General features: G+C 37.6%; 20 protein-coding genes and 1 tRNA gene. 7 read left to right on the plus strand and 14 right to left on the minus strand.

Annotation, left to right across the window (positions count from 1 at the left end; translation table 11 throughout):
- Positions 1-11: 11 nt before the first annotated feature.
- Genes F991_RS15870 through F991_RS15875 form a run of 3 tightly spaced genes read right to left on the minus strand, consistent with a single transcriptional unit; the run spans position 12 to position 984 of the window.
- Positions 12-515 carry a hypothetical protein gene (locus F991_RS15870; protein WP_004673339.1) on the minus strand — a complete coding sequence of 168 codons (504 nt, stop codon included), beginning with the start codon at positions 513-515 and terminating at the stop codon, positions 12-14.
- Positions 516-566: 51 nt separating this feature from the next.
- On the minus strand, positions 567-716 hold the full coding sequence (locus F991_RS17725) for a hypothetical protein (protein ID WP_171063504.1): 150 nt from the start codon (positions 714-716) through the stop codon (positions 567-569).
- Between the two features lie 10 nt (positions 717-726).
- On the minus strand, positions 727-984 hold the full coding sequence (locus tag F991_RS15875) for a hypothetical protein (protein WP_004673341.1): 258 nt from the start codon (positions 982-984) through the stop codon (positions 727-729).
- A 739-nt stretch (positions 985-1,723) separates the two neighbouring features.
- Here F991_RS15875 and F991_RS15880 point away from each other — a divergent pair.
- The 4 genes from F991_RS15880 (at position 1,724) to F991_RS15895 (ending at position 5,784) form a co-directional block, all read left to right on the plus strand.
- Positions 1,724-2,779 (plus strand): hypothetical protein, encoded by a 1,056-nt coding sequence (locus F991_RS15880; RefSeq protein ID WP_004673343.1) that lies wholly within the window; start codon positions 1,724-1,726, stop codon positions 2,777-2,779.
- Between the two features lie 127 nt (positions 2,780-2,906).
- On the plus strand, positions 2,907-3,140 hold the full coding sequence (locus F991_RS15885) for a helix-turn-helix transcriptional regulator (protein WP_004673345.1): 234 nt from the start codon (positions 2,907-2,909) through the stop codon (positions 3,138-3,140).
- A gap of 384 nt (positions 3,141-3,524) precedes the next feature.
- A complete protein-coding gene (locus tag F991_RS15890; RefSeq protein ID WP_004673347.1) occupies positions 3,525-4,712 on the plus strand; it encodes a YagK/YfjJ domain-containing protein in 1,188 nt (395 codons plus the stop codon).
- A gap of 1 nt (position 4,713) precedes the next feature.
- Positions 4,714-5,784, plus strand: coding sequence for a hypothetical protein (locus F991_RS15895; RefSeq protein WP_004673349.1), 1,071 nt, complete (start codon positions 4,714-4,716; stop codon positions 5,782-5,784).
- A 71-nt stretch (positions 5,785-5,855) separates the two neighbouring features.
- Here the strand turns inward: F991_RS15895 and F991_RS15900 are convergent, their stop codons facing one another.
- Complete coding sequence (locus tag F991_RS15900; RefSeq protein WP_004673350.1) at positions 5,856-6,227, minus strand: hypothetical protein; 372 nt, start codon at positions 6,225-6,227, stop codon at positions 5,856-5,858.
- 31 nt (positions 6,228-6,258) lie between these two features.
- The gene (locus tag F991_RS15905) at positions 6,259-8,424 is read right to left on the minus strand and encodes a KAP family P-loop NTPase fold protein (protein WP_004673351.1); all 2,166 of its coding nucleotides are present in this window, start codon (positions 8,422-8,424) and stop codon (positions 6,259-6,261) included.
- Positions 8,425-8,967: 543 nt separating this feature from the next.
- Here F991_RS15905 and F991_RS17730 point away from each other — a divergent pair.
- Positions 8,968-9,126: a hypothetical protein gene (locus F991_RS17730; protein WP_004673353.1), complete on the plus strand. Its 159-nt coding sequence runs from the start codon at positions 8,968-8,970 to the stop codon at positions 9,124-9,126.
- On the opposite strand, the gene F991_RS15910 is transcribed toward F991_RS17730, so the two are convergent.
- The 6 genes from F991_RS15910 to F991_RS15935 form a co-directional block, all read right to left on the minus strand.
- The gene (locus F991_RS15910; protein ID WP_004673354.1) at positions 9,120-9,737 is read right to left on the minus strand and encodes a Fic/DOC family protein; all 618 of its coding nucleotides are present in this window, start codon (positions 9,735-9,737) and stop codon (positions 9,120-9,122) included. The two genes, F991_RS17730 and F991_RS15910, sit on opposite strands and share 7 nt — an antisense overlap.
- Before the next feature lie 45 nt (positions 9,738-9,782).
- Entirely contained in the window at positions 9,783-12,971 is a 3,189-nt protein-coding gene (locus F991_RS15915) for a type I restriction endonuclease subunit R (RefSeq protein WP_004673355.1), read from the minus strand.
- 67 nt (positions 12,972-13,038) lie between these two features.
- A complete protein-coding gene (locus F991_RS15920) occupies positions 13,039-13,881 on the minus strand; it encodes a restriction endonuclease subunit S (RefSeq protein WP_004673356.1) in 843 nt (280 codons plus the stop codon).
- A 2-nt stretch (positions 13,882-13,883) separates the two neighbouring features.
- A complete protein-coding gene (locus F991_RS15925) occupies positions 13,884-14,816 on the minus strand; it encodes an IS5-like element ISAba12 family transposase (RefSeq protein ID WP_051064200.1) in 933 nt (310 codons plus the stop codon).
- Positions 14,813-15,334, minus strand: a complete 522-nt coding sequence (locus tag F991_RS15930) for a restriction endonuclease subunit S domain-containing protein (RefSeq protein ID WP_228127780.1) — start codon at positions 15,332-15,334, stop codon at positions 14,813-14,815. The genes F991_RS15925 and F991_RS15930 overlap by 4 nt, the downstream gene beginning before the upstream one ends.
- A gap of 1 nt (position 15,335) precedes the next feature.
- Complete coding sequence (locus tag F991_RS15935; protein ID WP_004673359.1) at positions 15,336-16,658, minus strand: coiled-coil domain-containing protein; 1,323 nt, start codon at positions 16,656-16,658, stop codon at positions 15,336-15,338.
- Between the two features lie 30 nt (positions 16,659-16,688).
- Between F991_RS15935 and F991_RS15940 the strand changes: the two genes are divergently transcribed.
- Positions 16,689-17,897, plus strand: coding sequence for an IS256 family transposase (locus F991_RS15940; protein ID WP_004672268.1), 1,209 nt, complete (start codon positions 16,689-16,691; stop codon positions 17,895-17,897).
- 18 nt (positions 17,898-17,915) lie between these two features.
- Here the strand turns inward: F991_RS15940 and F991_RS15945 are convergent, their stop codons facing one another.
- A complete protein-coding gene (locus tag F991_RS15945) occupies positions 17,916-19,415 on the minus strand; it encodes a type I restriction-modification system subunit M (RefSeq protein WP_004673362.1) in 1,500 nt (499 codons plus the stop codon).
- Positions 19,416-19,770: 355 nt separating this feature from the next.
- Here F991_RS15945 and F991_RS15950 point away from each other — a divergent pair.
- Positions 19,771-19,846, plus strand: a tRNA-Thr gene (locus F991_RS15950).
- 50 nt (positions 19,847-19,896) lie between these two features.
- Here the strand turns inward: F991_RS15950 and F991_RS15955 are convergent.
- Together F991_RS15955 and F991_RS15960 are read right to left on the minus strand one after the other, a co-directional pair.
- Complete coding sequence (locus F991_RS15955; RefSeq protein ID WP_004673366.1) at positions 19,897-20,739, minus strand: SAM-dependent methyltransferase; 843 nt, start codon at positions 20,737-20,739, stop codon at positions 19,897-19,899.
- Position 20,740: 1 nt separating this feature from the next.
- Positions 20,741-22,039 carry an FAD-dependent oxidoreductase gene (locus F991_RS15960; RefSeq protein WP_034595740.1) on the minus strand — a complete coding sequence of 433 codons (1,299 nt, stop codon included), beginning with the start codon at positions 22,037-22,039 and terminating at the stop codon, positions 20,741-20,743.
- Between the last annotated feature and the right edge of the window lie 153 nt (positions 22,040-22,192).

A 22,192-nucleotide genomic window follows, 5' to 3' on the forward strand; every position in this document is an offset into this window, starting at 1 on the left:
CTGTTCTTCCTTTAGTGCGGCCACAGCCCCTGTTCTTTAAGTGCCTTGATTTGAGGATCGATCGTTACCTCACCTGTTCGGCAGTTGGTCAGCTCACCCGTCTTTTGGTTGAAACTTTCCGAGACGTTTGGGTTATCGCATAAACGTTTGTATTTACTGACTGGGGCGGGTGAAGGTTGTGATGCTTTGGTAGGTGCACGGTAGCCAGCTCGTCGAACAGATAAGCTATTACTTGTGCCGAATACCCTTAAAATCCCACCGCCTTCCCAAGTTGCGGTATAGCCCAAGTTTTGTGGACAGCCATTCATCATGGATGCTTGGATTTCATGTACACCATAATGATTGGTTGCCGAACGGTAGGTACAAATGGTTGAGTAACCACTGCCTTTTTGTACATTAACTAAATGAGCCATGGTTTCTGCTGAGCGTAGACCATAAGACGGCGTGGCATAGCTCCATGAGCTACAACTCAAACCGAGGGTGAATATTGCGGTACAAATTAATTTCTTCATCATTTTTACCTATTCATTTTTCTATTCTTGCTTGAGATGGTTGACTGGATTCAGCTATGAGAACAGCCATTCTAAAAAAGTAAACGGCCAGACAAAGGCACGGCCTAGAAGATAGGCTTTGGAGTAACCTGCGGGAAAACTCCAGATCAATTTGATCCAGTATCCCAACATGATCAGCAAGTAACTGATAAGAAGATTCTTCATTGTCAGCCCCCTATTTCAATTTAGCCATGCAAGCAAAACCTGCACGTTGGACTTGATCTGCCCAATCTTCAGGAAATTGCCAAGGCTCTTTAATTTGTTCTAGCCGATCTTCGCCGTAGTGCTTTTCTACATTGTTATAGCTACAAGAACAGAAACTGCGATTAGCGCCCCAATTTCTGCATCCATCCTTAAACTTAGATTCAAATGAACTGCTACAGGCTGTGAGTAAGGTACAGCCGAATAATAAAAATAATCGTGTTAATCCCATCTCTTCTTCCCATCAATACATATGCGTGCCAGTCCGTATTCGGATATGGCTTCACTGAGATAATGTGTAAGTGAAATTGCTTTAATTAAGATCAGAACGAAATCAATGAAGTTGTTTTTATAAAGCCCAGATGTGACTTAGCCTGGGTTCATCCCAAGTTCATTATGAATATTGATCGTCATAAAGATTTCAGCAAAATCGGCAGAAGCTAAGTCCTGCGATAGTGCACAGACAAATAGTGAGAAGAAGAAAAGAATTTAAGAGTTGAAATAGTACGCATAGCGAACTCCTTTGGGTATAAAGAAGTTTCACCACATCACTGCTAAATAATGGTGGCGAAACGAAAAGGGGTTAGCAGACTGATACCCAAAAAGATCAGCACATCCGAAGATGTCCCCCTCCCGTTCCGCCGCAGAGGGGGCACGTAGGGATGCCCACAAAAAAGAGAGACTTTTTCGTGTGCTTTGGGTAAACGGTCTGCTAAAACCGACTGGCAATGTAGGCCAGCAAGCAAAGGATAGTTGTTGAAACAAAGAGTGTCAATCTGATATAACTGGGCAATCATTAGAAGCGTCATTAGTGCATACTTGTCGCCCTTTTAAGGGTAACACATTCACCACAAGCCATTGAATTAACCACCTTTTATAGCTAACTTTGCACATAATCACCTCGCCCAACTACTTACAATCTCAATCCTCTGATATTATTCTTTTCATTCATAACAGACTCTTTTTTACACATGTCAGACAAGAAAAATTCGATTGATCTCATCAAACAGTTAGAAGAAATTAAGATCCTTGAGCGATTTGTAATTCAGAATATTCGTAATCCGGCTATCTCAATTGAACATCATTGGCATTTTTCCCACGTAAAAAATGAAGCTGAGGAACAGCAAGTTATTCAATCACTCCTCGATAATGGCAATTTTTCAATTTCAGATGAACAAAAAGCGCTATTAGAACTAGGCTTACAACAACATTATTTTGACAAAACTAAATTTATTGAATTACCCATCGAAGACCGACTTTATCGACATTATGATACGGTGCTCAATGCCATCAAAGAGTTTAAGAACTATATCGCTTCAGATGATTATCTCCAGCTGCCCAATCCCCTCATCGCCCCCCAAAAAAAGGAAAAGTGGTCTAAACTTTTGAAAGAGGCGCAAATCGCCTATCAACAGGCTTTTCAATTTTATGCACGGCATATAGATTGTAGATCAGTAGATATTCCAGCAGAAATTGCTGAAAAAATAAAAAAAATACAGGCTCAGGCTTATAAAGATCTAGAAATCAAAGAAATGGTTCGAGTACATTTTCAGCCCCAATATAGGGCACATATCGAAGAATATATCAGCTCAAATAAGAAAAAAAATAGAGCGGTAGATATCCTATTTGACACTGAAATTGATGTTGAATATGAAACAAAAATTCTTCCAGTCATTCAAACTCTCTTTGAGCAGAAGCGAATAAATTTATTAGATAGGCAAAATACCTTTAAACATGCTCAAAATAAAGGCAGCTATAGCTATACTTATATGCCTAGGAAGAAAGATGTGAAAGGAAAATTTATTAAAACTGGCATTCAAGGTGCCCCCCATATCAAACGCTTAGATGACCGGCTTAAGGGCTGTAAGGAAACATTAGAAAAATTACGCTCTGCTAATGCAATTCCTTATATCCATAAAAATATTCTTCAAAATTTCTATCAATGGAAACATCAACTGAAAGATCATGATGATCCTCAGCTGTCCCTTTATGAAAAGGTTAAAAAAACTTGCTGTATCGTGAAGTAAAATTTAGTACGGATCGTTCTAATGAAAAATCTCTCGGTGCACAAAACTGTTAGGGCATCGAGGCCCCATCTAAAGTATTCCTATGTTGTACAACATGCACTTAAAAACCCCAACAAGGAATACACTTATGGCATCAACAACCGATCCCTTCAAAATGATCACACGCCTTGATCTAGAGGAACTGACAGGTTTATCTCGATCAACTATCTACGACCGTATGAATTCAAAGTCTAAACGTTATGACCCAGACTTCCCCAAACCAGTAAAGTTTGGCCATCTAACGCGCTGGAGGCTCAGTGAGGTTCAGGCCTGGATTCAGTCCAAAATTGAAGCCCGTAATCTCCTACAAAAGACGGCCTAACTGTGTATATCTCATAGATTGAGATATTCACGGAAATACAATATGAATTTGTGCATAGCCTGTCTGTTTTACTTGAGTTTTGCTTGAAGATGAATAACGGTATTAAACCATTTAATATATATTCTCTAAATATATTCATATCTTTTAGATATTTATATTCTTGAATATTGATCTTCATAGTTTAAACGTAAGAGATAATTGAGCAATGATCATCTATAGTGATTCTGACTGCTCTAGCAAAGTCAGATCACTCACTCAGTTAATCCGTCTCATAGAGTAAATCATATTTAACTGATGTCATTCATCCCATTTAGACACGACTCATCCTCGTGGCTACAGATAGCTATTGCCCAAATTTCTTGAAATCTATTTATCGAGAAGTTTATGAATAAACCACAACTCCATAACTCTGCTGGCACATTTACGCTTGAGGAGCTAACTGCTCTTCAGCGTTCTGATTTAAGTTCAAGCATGATGACAGCTCTTGATGGCAACTCATATCAATTTCGACATGCGATTGATCATGTAGCTGATATTTGCTTCAACATTGTCAATGTCGTTGCTCTATGTGAAAAGACTCAACTTCCTGTAGCAAAAATAGTGAAAGAAAAGTCTCTGTTCTTTCCTGAACGTCATCGAGTTCATTTTCCTCCCAAGTGGGAATCTTTGGAAGAGAAAATGCGCTCTGTATTCCAATATCAATTTTCTACCAAGTATTTATATGGTCCAGAAGTAAAGGCGTGGATGTCCGTGCAATCAAAATTCTCTTCAGAAGATCTTGAGATACTCTCCTTCCCTGCGCTTATCAATCCTAAAGATAAGCAAAGTGCTCAAAAGTATGTTGATTTATTTAATCTGTTTATAGCCCGGCTGATGAAATGCCTGCGTAGTGCCAAGTACAAAAAGAAAATCAGGGATCGAAGTATAGACAAGCAAAATAATAAGTCTGCGTGCATTGAGCTCTTCAACCATCTCATTGCAAAGTTTGCCAGAGTCTTGGTCATCAGAATGGATTTTTCATTAAAGCGTGATCCAGAGACCTTGCTCAAACATGCACCGTCTATGGCTCTCCCCTATTCCCGTCATGAGCTTCTTTATCTCAAATGCTCCATGAAAAAGTTCAAGAACAATTGGCGCAATAACATGCTATTAAACGCCATTGAAGGCTATATCTGGCAGTATGAATACTCTCATGCCACAGGGTTTCATATACACGCTTACTTTTTCTATGACGGTGATAAGCATCAAGAGGATATTACACTCGCCCAATATATTTCGGATTACTGGAAAAAAGTGACCAGTAATCGTGGTTGCACCTACATCTGCAATATGCAGAAAGACCAATATAAATACTGTGGTATTGGCATGATTCATTATTCAGATATTGAAAAGCAGTCTTACTTATTCAAAACCTTTGATTACATCGTTAAAGCCGATCAGTTTTTTATGTTTTCTGAGCTGAAGAATTTTAAACGATTTCAGCGTAGTGGGCTTCCTGAGCCTAAAGCCAATTCAGGCCGCCCTCGCACTTTAATCACAACAAAATCTCAACCATTCTCTCAGGAAGTATAATATGACCACATTCAGCGCTATGGAAAAAACCGAAGCCCTTAATTATCTCAATATTGTGACGAGAGCCTATGCTTATCAAGGATACACGCATGCTGCCCCTGTTTCATTAGCCTTATACTCAGAGCTGATCCACAAAATTAAAATGGGAAAACGCTTTCGGATTTTCACCCATAATCCTACGTCCTTCCCTAATCCATTTGTCCCTAATCTTTATGTCACAAACTTAGGACATCTTGTTCTAACTATTGTGGGAGACAATACCTGTAACCCTTATACAACGGGTAGATTTCAAAATGCCTTACTTCATCCTGAAATTGCCTTACTCAGTCAATTGATGCGAACACATGGTATTTGCAATATTCCTCTCGGAGCATATCAACATGTAGAACAAGCCTGTGAGATGTGTTTTGCTGATTTTAAAGTCAAAATCCAAACTAGAGCAATCACAACTCAATGCAGATCCTGGAGTAGTAAATACGGATACTTTACGGGTTCATACGATCGTTTCTTAGAATTCATCTATGGTGAAACAAATCGTTTTGAAGTTCATTCACTCGTTGTACAGCGTAAACTTCTTAATGGACTTGAGCCTGCTTTTGGTGATCCTGATTTTCGAGATAAATCAGCTTATGAAATCGTACAAGAGCAATGTAAAGAGATCATTCAAGCCGTTTGGCGTAAACGCCGTCAAAATAATGTCCTCGGTATTTTATCCAGAGAAGAGATCGACATAGAGCAGACCCAATCGATTAGACTCATATTCTTTGTAAAAAAAGAATATTCAGACCTATGTCCGTTTGATAGTACGCCACTTTACCAAACACTAGCCCCTTATTTTATTAATCTCAATCGAGATCATATTGCCTTAGGTACAATCCACACCATGAATTCTGGTATTGCTCCGCTCTATCAAGAGCAGGAACAAAATTACTATGACTTAAATCAAATTCATGTAGGTAATCGCCTAAATGTACTCAAAGCTCAACTGGTTGTTCCTGACCACTGGTTTAGGCTCAGGGATAATGCTCCAAGTTTGAAAATTGAACGTGGTAAAGCTGATTATGAGCGATAACTCAAATTGATTGAATGAAAACAGCATGAGTTACCTCATGCTGTCTTATAGTTATTTAGGCTTATATCTTTTCAATCTTCAAAATTAGCCCAAATATCGTGAATCCTATGTTTATTATCAACCTCAAATAAAACACAAACCATTAAACGATACTTATCAATTTTTAAAGCTTCGTCTACTGCCTCTTCCGCACTATCATATTTATGTGCAAGATCAGGAATTTTGACATAAATTCGATTCACAATTGTATCCGATTCCTCAATCTGGCCTACAAATTCGTCCTCATCATATAGGTGAATTACATAACCTTGAAACTCAGCGCTATCAGGTAATCCTAATCGACGCTTAGCCTCATCAATCGTGATACGTTCTCCCACAAGCTTTTCTTGCTTGGCTTGAGCTATACGATCGTTTAATGAACCTCTTTGTTTTGCTTGCCCCATTATTACTACTCCTTACTTAAACTAGATTTAATTATTCAGAATTTTCACTTGTATCATTTTCTTCATTTTGGTTTTTATAGAACCAATAGAATTGCTTAATAAATATAAACTCTCCCTCTTCAAGATGATCATATTGCTCAGGAAAATCCTTGGAAAACAGAAATTTTTGCTCAAAGTTCTGTTCAATAACCTCTATCAATATCTCAATATTTATTTGTTTTATAATTTGTTTGTATTGTTCAAATTTCAAATCGCTCCTATGAGGTCTAGATCGATTACCACCTTCAGCTATCCCTAAATACGCAGAAAAAATCTGAATTATAAGCTCAGGTTTACTGGGCAAAATTTTACTGAGATATTCATTTACAAAGTTAGGTTGTATATATTCATTAAGTATTCTGAATAAAGTAGATAAATTTCTTGGAACAGCTTCAACAATATTGATATTACGAGAAATTTTCATCTCTATGAAAGAAACTAAATATTTAATTAATTCATCCATATCAGCACTTAAAAATACGTCCGTTTCTTCAGGTCTTTCCTCATCATATTTTTTTACCCATTGTAGAAGATCAAACATAAAATCTAAATTATTAATATGTTCCATAATGGATTTTATGTATTCTAAACGATTTTTTTTATTTATATTCTGAAGTAAATCAGAAATTAGCATTGCTCCTTGAATCACAGGTGTGAACCAATCGAATAACTTTAATGTGTATGGAAGTTGGTCACTTTTTTGAGCTATTGCAATACTCAAAGAGAGTGAAGTTTTCTCAGATAAATTACTAGCCCTTGCCCTTAATTTAGAAATTACTTTATCCGCATTTTCATTATTTAAAAATTCATTTAATGGATTCTTATGGAGTTCGAAGGGATCTTGCCAAAGCTCACACTGCTGAAGAATTTCTTTAATTGTGACATCAGAAATATCTTCCTCTAGGATGGAATAAGTAAAATATCTAGAAAAATAATTTGGAGCACAAACTCTCTGTTTTTCATCCCAGATTGCATACCACTCCGATCCATATAAGGTATTATGATAAGATGAATTTATTTTAGGAAATAAGTCTTTCAATAACTCTATAATTCTCTCTTTATCCACATACTTACATAATCCTATGGCCTGATCGATTAATTGCTTAATTTTCTCTTTTTCAGAATCGTTATTTATATATCTTCCGTCTCTAAATGTCCCAGAAAAAAGCTCTTTGTTTATTCGCAACATATCATATATTGGCTGGTAAAATACTCTAATTGCTTCAACTAACATTAGTTCAACCGTATCAACTTCACCTTTCAAAATAGGTAAAGAGAACAATAGGATATTTCCGTAAAGCTTTGCTTTTCTTGGCGTAGTGACAACTGAACTAAAATACCTTGTGAATTTATTAGCATAGTCGCTTGCTTGATCTTGTGTAACTTCTATATCTGCAACCGTAAGTGCTTCATTTACCCCTTGAAAGCAAAATTTAATTAGTATTGATTGGTCAATAAGAGGTAAATGTAAAGGCACTTGTATAATTTTTTCTAAAAAAGCCTCTCCTGCGTTATTAGAAGAATTTGCATAACGATCTTGCAATGAAGCAGCAACTATATCCTTATCAAAAGCAAGAATATACGCTGTATACTTAAAATCAGCTGTAAGCTTTACTAATCTAAAAAGAGCATGGATTTCAGTTTTTTCTAGCCTATCAACATCATCAATTAAAATTAAGACTCTTTTCTGTGCTCTCTCTAATTCACCTTCAATTCGTTCTTTTAATTTTTGTAATTCTATAGTTGGTATAAAACTGCTGATTGCCTGACCTACTTCAGCAGCTCCAAACATACTAGTAATAGCAGGTGCAAAAGATTTAACTGCATCTTTAGCTTTATCAGTCTTGGTAATAAGCTTAGCCTCAATTGCATGAGCAATGTCTTGAAAAAAAGCCTTTAGTAGCTCTTCTTCTGCTCCAAATCGCCATGGATTAAACTTTATACATATAACATCTGGGTTATCGTTCAAAGATTCTTCAATAAAATTAAGAACAGACGTTTTACCATTCCCCCAAGCCCCATATAGTCCTATTACTATACTTGAAGAGTCAATTCTGTTTGCAATAACATCCGCTATTCTCTTCGAAAACAACCACCGATTAAATTTATCCTCTTTATGTTTTGTTACTGGAGAGTCAGATGAGTAACTATCAGCCATAAGGTTCTCTCACTTTATTTTCAAATAATATATTCTTAACAAGAAATTCACATGTTTACAAAGATTTATTTTATTTGACGCTACAATTTATTTTAAATAAGCATTCTGGGGGATGATTGGGGGATAAAATAAAACAATTTAATTTTTATTTAATAAATATCAGTTATTTACACTAAAAATATGACTCCCTCTCTCGCCAAGATTATTTTCTATGAGATACCATAGAATCCTAAAAGCTTAAACCTAAAGAGTTTAAGCTTTTTTATTGCCTTATGTTTTCCAATTGACCCTATTGAATCCTGATATAGTCGGGGGTATAACTGGGGGTATAATAAATTACCCTCATTTTTATACCCCCAAATTTCTACGGGAAGCCTTGCAATGCATACACATGCTCAGGTCAGAAAGATCAAACCATTAGAAAAGAAAGCCAAATATTCTGATGAAAAAGGAGCTATAAAAGAATTACTCTTTATAAGCTGTGAGAATTTTTTATTGAATTCAGTATCTGTTATAATCAAACTAGTTTAAGAGGCCGAACTTATGGATACTAGAAAACCGACCAAGAAAGTCAGTAAAACACGTATTTATCGTTCAGTAGCGAGTTCAAGTGCTATTGAAACTGGCACACCAATACAAGAAATCGAAACTCGACTCAAAGACAAAAATACAAAATACAGCCACCTAACTTTAGCTCAATGAGCTTTAATCAAAATGTTTCTAACTAATCGTTCCATGTGTTGGTAGTCTCCTGCAACACCTGCCTGAATTGAACCAAAATAAAAATCTTTATGTTGATCCCATAGAGAATAGTCTAAAGGACCATAACCTGCTTGTGTCGCCAATACATCCATTAATAATCGTGACATGCGTCCATTTCCTTCCCGAAATGGATGAATCAAAATGAACTCAACATGGCTTTTTGCCAAAAAACTAACTAATTCTTCAAAATCAATTTGGTTTAATTTACTGTAGCAATTCAAAAACTCATCTTCAAAAGGTTGTATTTGTGCTTGTAAAAATTGAGCTGCAGCGAATCTAAAATCTCCTTTGGACATATCAACAGTTCTCAACTCCCCAGCCCAAGTATAAATAGGTTTCAACCATTTCCTATGCCAAACCATAATATCTTGGAAAGACAATCTCTCTATTGAAAACTCGTCTGCAAAAATATAATTATACAACTGCAGCAACAAATACTCTTCAGCTTCTTGCATTTCTGTTTCAGAGGTAATACCAAGTTTATTCTTTAGTACTCGACCATCAGATCCTTGCTCATAATCATCCTCAGTCGTGCCGATAGAATATTTCAAGTGAGTTTCCCTTCTTAAACAATGTATCGCCTAGATTGAATTGAACTAACAGGTCTTCGAGCTACGCAAAATAAATTCTCTTAAAAATTTATCGGTTTTCACTTTAACTTTAAATGCTGGGATTGCCTGCTCTTCTTTCCTTTCAAAATACTGCTTCGCCTTAGTTTTATCAACAGAACTCAACAATTGCCCAAAACGCCCGAATTCATCAATATTACCTTCATTCACATGAGCATTAATGAGTTGCCTCAATTTCTTTTCATCTAGTCCCAAAGAATGAGCAATTTCGTGAATTTCATCTTCTTTGGCTTTAAATTGATACTCTGTAATATAGTCTCTAAATGACTTAGCTTCTTGCAATTTCACGTCACCACGTTGAACATCATGCAAAAAGATATTTGCAATTCTTTGCTCATCATGCGTTAAAGCTGCAAAACTCTTATGCAGTTCATTTAATGCTTCTTCAACCGAGATTGTCTTTTCACTGTCATGTAATGCTTTTAAGTATTTGGTAAAGCGACTGTTCATGTAATCTGAATCAATTTTATCAGTATCAATTTCAGTCAAATAGCCGTCTATCTCAAATGGAACACTGCCCCCACCGCCACCACTTCCACCTTCAGAAAATAATTCCTTATAACGTAAAGCAAGAATGAGGTATGTTTGTTCATCTATTGCAACTTGAAAGGGTCGTTTACTCGCATCATTGTCGTCAGAGTGATATGTCAGTGTGTTCCAATTAAAGCCTTGGATTTTTGCAGCTTCCAAATGCTCATTAAATTGTTTAAATAACTTTGCAAACTGACCACAAGCCTCTTTTTCTTCAGGTAACTTTTCAAAATTTTCGATACCTGCATTTTTAAACAGTTGCTCTATATCAATAAAAATAGAATTTAATTTATTTAGGTTGTCTTGCAGTTTATCTACAAATAAAGCCAAAGGTTTATCGCCTGAATACAACTTAACTGCTGCATCAATATTACGTTTCATCGTATGCGGACGTCGGTAATATCGAATGATACCGAATGGCTTATCTTTACCAAATAAGCGGTTGGTACGTGAGAATGCTTGAATCAAGTTTGCATACTCAAGCATTTTATCCAAGTACAAAGTATTGACCCACTTAGAATCAAAACCTGTCAGCATCTGATCAACAACAATCAATAGATCAAGCTGCTTTTCAGGGGTATGTTCTACACGCTTATACAATTCTTTATGGGCTAAACGATCAGCAATATCACGCTTCATTTTGGCGTGGGTGGCTAAACTGAACTCCATGCCATAACGATTGTTATAATCGCTTATGATCTCAACTAAGCCATCTTCTTTGAATTTAGCATTTTCATTATTATCAATATTTGGATCAAACAGTGCCGTAATTTTTAACTCAGGCTTAAGTTTTTTAAATAAACGATAATATTCAATCGCTTCAGCAATACTACTGGTCGCAAACATGCCGTGAAATTTATTATTTTGGCTATATTGAATCCAGTTCTCTAAAATATCTTCAACCACTTTCTTCTGATGCGCTGGACGACGATACTGTGCTGTTGTTAAGTAATCTTCAATCCCTCTGACATAGTTATTGGCTTTGTCCCAATGACCCGCCATAGCCACCTGACTTTTATCCATAAAACGTAAATAAATTTCTTTCTTTTTAGAATCATCCAAAGCTTCTTGGACCGTCTTTGCTTTTGCTTCATCTAAAGCAATAAATTCTCTTAACTTTGAGTCTTTATAGGTTGAAATCAGGTAAGGATCAAAACCGAGTACGTTTTTATCTCGAATACCATCTGCGATACTGTAACGGTGCAGCTCATTACCGAATACTGTCGCTGTAGTATTCTTATTTTTTTCATTTTCGTCTTGAATCGGTGTCCCTGTAAAACCAAAGAACACTGCTTTAGGAAAGGTTTGTTTAATCGTAATCAGCATACCATCTGATTTTGCTGATTTTGGGTCTTCACCAATTTGATTCGATGTTAAATTTGCTCCCATCGTTGATCGATGTGCTTCATCGACAATAATCACAATACGTTTGTTTTGGATTTGTGCTAAATCATGCGCATTGATTCCACCTTCTTCATCTCTAATATTACTCATTTTTTGAATTGAGCTAACAATCAGGACTTCGTTCGGATTGGTACTTTTGAGTTTGCTAATCAGCGCATAGGTATTTTCAGTGGATTGTACAAAATCATCGGTATCTGCAAAGTTGTTGTATTGTTCTAATGACTGCGTGCCGAGTTCAATACGATCCATCAAGAAAATCACTTTATCAGCATCTTTCGAGGTTGCAATCAGATAAGCTGATTTAAAACTGGTCATGGTTTTACCAGAGCCAGTCGTATGCCAGATATAACCGCCTAAACGATCACGCCCATCCCATTCAATACGAGCCACACGGTCTGAAATAGCACGTACAGCATAGAACTGATAACTACGCATGACTTTAAGCACACCATCGGTTTTATCCGCAACGGTATAAAAACCGATCAACTGATGTGCCATTGGGATAGACAATAGATCTGCTGCAATATCTTTCCAATGATTAATTGGCTCATTATTAAAGTCAGCCCAGTTAAAATAGTAATCTGAATTAAATTTGCCTTCAGGTCCAGGATTGGCAAAGTATTTTGTTTCTTCTGGATTCATCGCCACAAAGATTTGTACTAATGAAAATAATCCTGAAAAGATGCCTGAACGGGCATAGTTTTCGATTTGATGTGCTGCCTGACTGACAGGGACGCCTGAGCGTTTCAGTTCAATATGAAACAGTGGCATACCATTGATCAGCAACATAATGTCGCCACGTCGATCATTTAAAATCGGTGACGATGTTGGGAATTTGGGCTGTTGTACGATTTGGTAACGGCTTTCTCCAGCTGCAATCTGTTGGCGGTCATAGATACTGAGACTGATTTCTTTACCCAAGTGTGCTGCATCATTGGGGTTGTCACGTTTAATAGAAACTGTTTTACCATTAATAAAACCATTGAGTGCCAACGGTGTACGCAAGGTTTTAATTTGTTCAAGTATTTGCGCCATTTCAGAGTCAGTAAGCGGCTGATCATTGAGCCGATCTATACCGCTGTTATTTTCAAATAGAATTTTTGCCCAGTTATTGATTAAATCCTGTTCCGTTGGATTTTTTAGAACCGTGCTTTCCCAGCCCTTGTTAAATAGAGTTTCGATAAATGCTTGTTCAAATGCTGCTTCTGTTTTAAATGTCATGGTCTATTTGCTTTTATCAAGTCTGTCTTAAAAATCCCCCCTTAACAAAGGGGGTTAGGGGGATTAATTAAACAAACATCTTTTCTAAAAATGCCTGTTTTAGATTTTTTAGGGTTTGAAGCTGTTGCTGTTGTAGAGCAAGCGTTTCATCGAGTTGTTTAAAGAGTTGACGAATTTCAAACTGCTCCTTAACTGAAGGAAACATAAAGGGAAAAGAAAGTACATCACTTTTAGTAATATTAGGATCTTTTCGACTACTAGCAGCTAAGTCTTTCCATGAATCAACTTTGAAATTTAAGTATGTTAAAAGATAGTATGGGTCGACTTTATCATTCGGATAAATTGCAGATAGAGCTTGATTACAAGTAGCATCCGAAATTAATAAGCCAGTTCGACCTATTTGATTAAATCCACCATACATAGCTACAAACACTGTACCCTTCGGTAATATTCTTAAAGGGGTTTCAGACAATGCCACGTCAGAAACTTTTTCTTCTGTTTCCCTTAATACACCATTATTTAAATCAGTAGTTTTAACCCAATTTATGTTGGCATTTTCGAAAAACCGTGAATCACTTCTTAATGGAGTCGAACCAGAAGTAACTTGAAATATATCTCCAATTTTTGAAATATCCCACTCCCCACTAAACCCTTTTAAACGAATTTCAGGTTGAGTACTTCCTGCTTTTGGAAACATTTTTTCCAACATGGCTTTTTTTAGGTTTTGCGTTTGGATCAGTTTCTTTTCATGTAAAGCAATGGATTGGTCAAGGTTTTGGAAAAAGTTACCGATTTGGCTTTGTTCATTTTCTTTAGGAAGATAAATAGGCGTTCGTTTTCCACTAGTAATAGTATAAGTAGGCTTTGTTGCACAAAGATTTGAAATGCAAAGCGCCCCTAATTGAGCCAAATTTAAGGCGTAACTTGGGTAAGTGGTCGACCTAATTCCGTAAATCTGTTAAGGACTGCCACACGTGCATGGATCTCATTGACTTGGCTATCAAAACTCCTTGCACTGAGTTTATCTCCTAATAATTTGATGCAATGCATCTTAGTTTCAACCAAACTTCGCCGATGATAGCCTGACCATTTTTTCCATAGTGTCCTGCCTAAACGTTTAATTGTTCGAAGTAATTCATTTCGCTCTAGCGAGCTACTCTTTGTATCTTTCCATGGTTTCGCATTTTTTCTAGGTGGAATCACCGCATGCGCTTGCCGATCTGCAATGACCTGACGGCATTGCTTGGTGTCATAAGCTCCATCGGTATAAACAGAGTTAATCTGCTCATCTTGTGGAATCTGATTAAGTAAATCACCAAGCACCTGTGAATCACTGACATTATTGGTTGTAAGCTGAACTGCTCGTATTTGTAGGGTTTTAGCATCTATACCAATATGAAGTTTACGCCATTGGCGACGATATTCAGGTCCATGTTTCTTGCGTTTCCATTCGCCCTCACCTAGAAACTTCATGCCTGTAGAGTCCATGAGTAGATGCAGCCCATCGCTACTTTTTTGGTAGCTGATTACAATATCAATATGCTTTTGTCTTCTACAAAGCGTGGTGTAATCTGGAGCTATCCAATTTAATCCGCAAAGTTTAATCAGACTTTGCACAAAGCCAGTGACCATACGTAAAGACAGACGGAATAAGGATTTAATCATTAAGCAGCATTGGATGGCTGCGTCGGAGTAGGTTTGATTTCGCCCTTGTTTACCGATGGACGGAGCATACCATTGCGTAGCAGGATCAAACCAAATGGCAATATTTCCGCGACTCATGAGTGCTCGGTTATATGCGGGCCAATTGGTTGTGCGGTAGATTTTGTGTGCAGGCTTCTTCATTTGAAAATTATATCGCTGAAAAACCCTTTACAGATAGGTTTGTGCAACAAAGCCGTATAAGTACCTACTGTACCAATGCCTGCAGAATCCTTAATGAAATTATGAGTTGTTTTATTAATGAAAGAATAATATAAAAATAATCCGTTAATCGCATTGTCATTTTTAAACCAAATGACATTACCATCTTTAAAATAAAGAGGATCATCATTTCTAACAAGCATTGGAACACCAATCGTACCAACTCCAGTTACTAGTAAATCTCCAACCTTCACCTTACCAGATAACTTAGAATATTCTTCATATCTATCCTGACTAATATAAATTGGATCTGCGATATCCTCATTTTTTGCAAATGCAACAATGTCCCTAGCTCTTAAGAACCTAACTCCTATTTCACACCAATCAGCTTGATGAACACGTTTAACTGAACCTACATTCATCAAATCACCTAATGAGGTGATGCTCCAATTTTCATTAAATTGATTAAACCTAATTTCAGGGCATTTTTGCTTTTCCACATTATGCCCCTTTTAGCAACGTCTGAAACTGCGCCAAACCTTCCATATCAAAGTCATCACCTGTTAGGTCATCAATCAGGCTCGCAAGACTATTTTCCGCTTCGGTCAGCTTTTGCGTGGTTTCGGTATAGGTCACTGCATACTTATCCGCCAAAGCCTGTACCACATCAGTCAAATGCTCAATCACTTCATTCGGCAACGCCAAAATTGCTGACACAATCGGTTGCACCCACTTCGCTTCCAAAAGCTCTAAAACTTGAACATCGTCTAAAGCTTCAATCGTGGCTTTAGTCAACAAATGTAAAGCATTGGCATCGGCTTTAATCTCAGCTTTCAGCTCTTTTTCCTGTGCAAGCAAATCTTCCACATGGAACAACTTCGCTTCCAAAGAATCTTCCGCAAAAGTAAAATTGGCTTGTAAGGTTTTTAAATACGCTTTTACTTTGCCAATCGCATATGTTCCATCTTTTTTAGCTTCAATCTTTGCCCACTGCACTTCTGGATGGGCCTGTACAAACTGTTCCTGTTCAAGCTTTTTCGCTCTATTCGCAAGCAATTCCAACAATTCATTGATCGCAAGGATTTCAGGCGTTTCAACCTCTTCAAATGCTTGTTTCAATGCTTTTGTAATCTCTGCTGCTACAAACGCATCATTGGCATCGTTCAATAAAGTGTCTTTTTCTTCCTCAGACAACGAGTCCATGATCGCTTCAATTTCAGCACTTGCTTCGGTTAAAGCTCGTTCTTTACTTTGCAAAGCGGTGAGTTCGTCAATGAGTAACTGTTGTTGTACCAACTCAAACGGCAACACATAACCCACCCAACCGTCTTGAACTTCCTGCTCTTTACCATCTTTCTTTTTAATGACGATATTAGGATTTACAATCTTTGTAGCCGCTAAACCTTCAGATTGAATAATCTCCAAGTCCCCTGCGATGCCTTGCCATTGATCATCCAAGGCTTGATAGGCTTGATATTTGTCAACTAGAGGAATATTTTCCAGACGCTTGAAAATATCCTGACTTAAAACATTTTCCTGCTGTGCAATATGCAAAGACTGCATCTTTCCAATTAACTCAGCTTTTAAATAATCATGGAAATTGGCAAAAGCAGTATTAAATTGCGTTTTAAATGTTTGGACATTGGCATGCTGATGAATAGCATTACTGATTTCTGTCGTGGCTAAATCGACATAAGGTGTGTCGCTGACAGTAAATAAGTCTTGGCGTAACTGAGGAAATGCTTTCCAATATTCGGTATGTGCATTAATTTCTTTTTTCGAGACTGTAAATAAAACTGTGTAAACGCTTAAACTATCCCTCAACGCTGTTGGGGGGCAACACAGGTGTTTACCATGAAAGATGAAGCAATGCTGGCATTGGCAAAAGAATTTGCTAAGAACTTAAAAACAGAAGCTGACCTGAATAATTTCAGTAAAGCTTTAAAGAAACTCACCGTTGAAACTGCACTCAATGCTGAACTGACTGAACATTTAGGCTATGAGAAGAATAGTCCTCGTATAGGCAAAAATACACGTAATGGCTATACAACCAAACGGCTATTTACTGATGATGGTGAATTTGAACTAGACACGCCTAGAGATCGTGATGGCACTTTTGAGCCCCAGCTGATCAAGAAGAGTCAAACCCGTATCACACAAATGGATAGCCAAATCCTATCCCTATACGCCAAAGGCATGACGACACGAGATATCGTTGCCACATTCAAGGAAATGTACGATGCGGACGTCTCCCCAACGCTTATTTCCAAAGTGACGGATGCAGTTAAAGAACAAGTAATAGAATGGCAAAATCGACCATTGGATGCCCTTTATCCTATTGTCTATATGGATTGTATCGTCGTGAAAGTGCGTCAAGATAGTACGATTATTAACAAAGCGGTGTATCTGGCATTAGGTGTCAATACAGACGGACAGAAAGACTTATTAGGTATGTGGATGTCAGAAAACGAAGGTTCTAAATTTTGGCTCTCAGTCCTTACAGAACTGAAAAATCGTGGGTTAAAGGATATTCTGATTGCCTGCGTAGATGGACTGAAGGGCTTTCCTGATGCAATCAATACAATTTACCCTGATACGCATATTCAGTTGTGTATCATCCACATGGTACGCAACAACCTTAAATATGTGAGTTGGAAAGACTACAAAGCTGTCACAGCCGATTTAAAAAAGATATATCAAGCTGTTACAGAAGACGCAGCCTTACAGGCTTTAGATGAATTTGGACAAAAATGGGATGAGAAGTATCCTCAAATCAGCAAGTCATGGCTTGCCAACTGGTCGAATCTAAACACGTTTTTCGCTTATTCTATGGATATTCGCAAAGCGATTTACACGACGAATGCGATTGAATCATTGAACAGCGTTATCCGCCATGCAACCAAGAAAAGAAAAATCTTCCCAACTGATGATTCCGTGAAAAAGGTGGTATATTTAGCAATTATGGCAGCAAGCAAAAAATGGACGATGCCTATTCAGAATTGGAAAGCTGCCATGAATCGCTTTAGTATCATGTTTGAAGAGCGTGTAACCAAGTATTTTTAAAACTGTATTTACACAGAATTATTTACACCCTCCTTTTTTCGGAATACCACCAAACATGGTGGCATAAATATCCCAAGTTTCCGCTGTTGCTGATGAGTCTACATAACGTGGAATATTTAAGTTATAGCCTTGCTCACGAATTTCTTCCAAACTGACCAATTTAGAAAATTTCTCAATATCTTTACGCTGTACAACAGCATCAACAATTTTTTTGATATTCGACGCTTGTAGATGGTTATTTTTACCAACTTTGATAAAGCCTTTGGACGCATCGACAATAAGCACATCACTACTTTGGCGACGCTGTTTTAAAATAATGATTACGGTTGGAATACCTGTACCAAAGAAGATATTGGCAGGCAACCCGATGATTGCATCAATATGCTTATTTTCAAGCAAGTTTTTACGAATACGCTCTTCTTCACCCCCACGAAACAATACGCCGTGTGGCAGAACAATCGCCATGATGCCATCAGGTTTTAAGTGATATAGATCATGTAATAGAAACGCATAGTCTGCTTTGGTTTTAGGTGCTAAACCAAAGCGTGAATAACGTGGATCAGACTCTTTATTTGTTGGATCCCACGCCTGAGAATATGGTGGATTGGATACGACTGCATCGACATACAACGGTTCGTAGGTATTGATCGGATCATTGTCATCAAAATACGGCCAATCATCCTCTAAAGTATCGGCATTTCGAGCTACAATATTGGAAGGTAAAATACCACGCATTACCAAGTTCATACGGGTCAGGTTATAGGTATTTTCTTTTAACTCTTGCGCATAGTATTTTATTTTATTGGCATCGTTAACATGTTTAGCAACAGAAGTACCAATGTTAATCAGCAATGAACCTGAGCCACTGGTTGGGTCATAAATTTTGATTTCTTGCTGATCTTTTAAATGATACGCAATGATTTCAGACATCAGCACAGATACTTCATGTGGTGTATAGAACTCACCTGCTTTTTTGCCCGCATTGGCAGCAAACGAACCAATCAAATACTCATAAACAAATCCAAGTACATCATAGTCTTGCTTATTATTCATCGGAATAACTTTGATCAATTGCAATAAATCACTGATGGCCTTGGTTTGACTGTTTGAGTTGTCACCCAGTTTACTTAAACCTGTTTCCAGTGTTTTAAAAATACCATCAAATACTTTTTTATGTGAATTATTGATTAAACGCCCAAAGGCAGAAAGCGCATCACGGACATTGGCAACGTTAAAATCATTACCTTTCTTTAACCATGTTGAAAATAAGTTGTCATAGGCAATGAAATAACCAATACCATTTTTAATAAATTCAACAGTTTCAGGATCTTCTTCTGTGAGTGCTTCAATATCAGCCTGACTAAAGTCGTTAGCTTCTAAAAAGGCTTGCTCTTTGTCTGATAGAAATTTGTAGAACATGAACCCTAAGATATAGTCTTTGTATTCATTTGCCTCAATCTTTGAGCGCATTCTGTTTGCTGAGTCCCAAATTTTGGAAGCGAGTTGTTGCTTGTTCATAGGTTGTCTACAGTTAATTAAAATTGACCAAAAAATAAACCAAAGTTCTTTAGCATGGCGCTTTGTACAATTGTCAGAAGCTTGAGCCTGTTACATTCTCACTAATTTGATCGAGGTACTCAACTTATAGTTTTTATTTTTAACGTATCAACAAAAGAAAACAGATCAAAAATCCATACGAATATCTAAACAGGAATGTCTTATGCTTTCCAATAAAGACTATTGAATCCTAAGATAGTTGGGATTTACTCCAATCAACACAAATGAAATTGATCAACAATCAAATTAAAATTATCTGTTTGCTCACTTTTTCGCTTGTCTTTTTACCCAAATTCGGTAAAATTCACGCCACGTTGCCGGCATAGCTCAGTTGGTAGAGCAACTGACTTGTAATCAGTAGGTCCACAGTTCGAATCCGTGTGCCGGCACCATCAAATTCAAAAAAGGCTTAAACTCATCGAGTTTAAGCCTTTTTTATGCGCTAGTTTTTAACAGCACTAATTTGAATATAACGCACCAAACCATCTCTATAGAGTTTTCGGCATAACTTGGCCGTCATGCCTATTTTGAATTGAGCAAGATCAAATAACTTTTGCTCTACCGCACTGGTTTCAATATATTCAGCAAATCCAGCCAAAACAGGCGCTGAAAAATCCTGAATAACAATATCACCCAAACCATGCTGTGCTAAGGTCTGAACGAGTTGTTGCTCATTCATCAAATGCTGCCACTGCACATCGGCACTTTTTAGCAGATAACGATATTGTTGTTTTTGTAGATAACGACAATGCTGCCAAGCATCAGACCACATCAAATAATGAAACGCGATTCGACCATTTGAATTTAAAACCGAGGTGGCTGAATTGAGAAATGAATTCAAATTACTGTGATAAGCCGCATCAATACAAACCACCGCATCAAATGAATTCAAAAAATTCAGTTGTTTTAAATTCAAAAAAGATTGGCAATAGCTTTCAACCTGCGGCAAGTTTTTTTGAATTTGTTCTATACATGTTGTTTGTAATTCAACTGCGCTCAGTTGCTCAAGCTGATATTGATTCAACCAGTGCAATAAACTTGCACCCTGCCCACAACCGAGGTCTAAAACACGATCTGATTTTTTGAGTTGGACTGAGATTGCTACTTGATCGGCTAAAGTCTGGCAAGCCTGCGGATAATCATGTTGCTGTAAATCCGACTGTGGGGCTTGCCAATACCCTAAATTACTCCAAGCAAGCGGCGAGTCATCACCAAGGCGTTTTGCATCAATCGCATACTTATGCCCTAGGATTTTCTCGAACAGCGCTTGTTTGTGGTTGGTCATCTTAATAACCGAGTTCAGGCGCGACCGTCACTTTAGGTTTAAGCCCAACAAAGGGAGCTGGAGCACCAATAATCTCAGCAATTTTCATCGCAGAGGTGACCGCTGATTCTAAGATTGGCAAACCATCACATGACCATGAACCACAATAAAAGATTTTACGGTCGATATCTAAATGACGTTGTTGAATCTGCTTATTCAGTGCGACGGTTTCCGAATCAACTACAGCGCGCGTGAGTTTCACCTTAGAAATAATTTTCTTTGGATCAATGTCAATCACAGGACACCATGTTTGGAATACTGCATTTTTACCAACTAAACTTGGCTCAATCGCATTGATCCAAACCGTGAATTGCTGACGGACAAACTTACGATCCATCATATAACTTAACACTGCCCAATCTTTACGGCGCTCTGGCATCACGATTGGATCGGTATGTATGACGAGATCACCTTGCTCAAATCTGAACTTTTGTAGCAAGGCAATGTCATCGGCAAATTGAGGTTGCTTCAGGAAATTTTCGATCACAGGGGTTGGCGTTGCAATCACCACACGATCAAAAAGCTGTCTTTCACCTTGCTCATTTTCAACTAAGATTTGTTCGCCTTGTTGTTCTACTTTTTGCACAGGTGAACCACTGTGAATTTCAATCCCTTCAATTAAGCGGCTGACCAAAGCAGGTGTACCGCCCTTCATCCGCAACAAAGCTTCACCTTCAGTGAGTTGGCGAATAAATTCTAATAGCGGTTTTGCGGGCCACTCGCCAATAGTTTTGGGATGACAGGTGCAGATGGTGTATAGGACTGGCATCACCGTACCATGCCAAAATACTTCCTCAATATGATATTGATTCATAAATTCAGCTAAAGTGATGTCTTGATTGTCTGATTTAAAAAATTGATGCACCGCAGTTTTGAGTTGCAACATGCCTTTAACAAGTCGCCAACCATATTGCTGGATGCCTTTACGGTTATTAATGATCGGAAAATTACCAATGCGGCTACGCGACGTGGTCAACCATGTTTCTGTTCTATCTTCAAATAACCAACTGCACGCCATAAAGGTACGTACTGGGAATGTTTCAATGCCCAAATAGCTCGCCAAGCTCAGCGTATTTTTCCAAAGCTTTGGGTTCATCACACGTAAAGGTGCGTCAATAATCCCACCATCAAAATCGATACTATGACTATCCATGCCTCGACCAGCAAGTGCTTCGAATATCGTCACTTTATGTCCTGCATCATGTAGGATTCTGGCTGCAGCAAGCCCTGCCATTCCACTGCCTATAATTGCAATATCCAAAATTATGTCCCATCAGTTGATGATTTTTATTGATTATGACTGATCCTTAACCTAAATACGGTATTAAAAAATACCAGATTCAGCATTTAAAGTCAGAGTTTTGTCGAAATGTGGTTAATATCTGTTGTTACACTTTATCACAATTAAAATTTT

Source organism: Acinetobacter sp. CIP-A165, assembly GCF_000367985.1.
Classification (GTDB): domain Bacteria; phylum Pseudomonadota; class Gammaproteobacteria; order Pseudomonadales; family Moraxellaceae; genus Acinetobacter.

Excerpts from the sequence above, each read along its gene's own strand:
- F991_RS15870 (WP_004673339.1), bottom strand. The coding sequence starts at position 515 with ATGATGAAGAAATTAATTTGTACCGCAATATTCACCCTCGGTTTGAGT.
- F991_RS17725 (WP_171063504.1), bottom strand. The coding sequence starts at position 716 with ATGAAGAATCTTCTTATCAGTTACTTGCTGATCATGTTGGGATACTGG.
- F991_RS15875 (WP_004673341.1), bottom strand. The coding sequence starts at position 984 with ATGGGATTAACACGATTATTTTTATTATTCGGCTGTACCTTACTCACA.
- F991_RS15880 (WP_004673343.1), top strand. The coding sequence starts at position 1,724 with ATGTCAGACAAGAAAAATTCGATTGATCTCATCAAACAGTTAGAAGAA.
- F991_RS15885 (WP_004673345.1), top strand. The coding sequence starts at position 2,907 with ATGGCATCAACAACCGATCCCTTCAAAATGATCACACGCCTTGATCTA.
- F991_RS15890 (WP_004673347.1), top strand. The coding sequence starts at position 3,525 with ATGAATAAACCACAACTCCATAACTCTGCTGGCACATTTACGCTTGAG.
- F991_RS15895 (WP_004673349.1), top strand. The coding sequence starts at position 4,714 with ATGACCACATTCAGCGCTATGGAAAAAACCGAAGCCCTTAATTATCTC.
- F991_RS15900 (WP_004673350.1), bottom strand. The coding sequence starts at position 6,227 with ATGGGGCAAGCAAAACAAAGAGGTTCATTAAACGATCGTATAGCTCAA.
- F991_RS15905 (WP_004673351.1), bottom strand. The coding sequence starts at position 8,424 with ATGGCTGATAGTTACTCATCTGACTCTCCAGTAACAAAACATAAAGAG.
- F991_RS17730 (WP_004673353.1), top strand. The coding sequence starts at position 8,968 with ATGGATACTAGAAAACCGACCAAGAAAGTCAGTAAAACACGTATTTAT.
- F991_RS15915 (WP_004673355.1), bottom strand. The coding sequence starts at position 12,971 with ATGACATTTAAAACAGAAGCAGCATTTGAACAAGCATTTATCGAAACT.
- F991_RS15925 (WP_051064200.1), bottom strand. The coding sequence starts at position 14,816 with ATGAAGAAGCCTGCACACAAAATCTACCGCACAACCAATTGGCCCGCA.
- F991_RS15940 (WP_004672268.1), top strand. The coding sequence starts at position 16,689 with ATGAAAGATGAAGCAATGCTGGCATTGGCAAAAGAATTTGCTAAGAAC.
- F991_RS15945 (WP_004673362.1), bottom strand. The coding sequence starts at position 19,415 with ATGAACAAGCAACAACTCGCTTCCAAAATTTGGGACTCAGCAAACAGA.
- F991_RS15955 (WP_004673366.1), bottom strand. The coding sequence starts at position 20,739 with ATGACCAACCACAAACAAGCGCTGTTCGAGAAAATCCTAGGGCATAAG.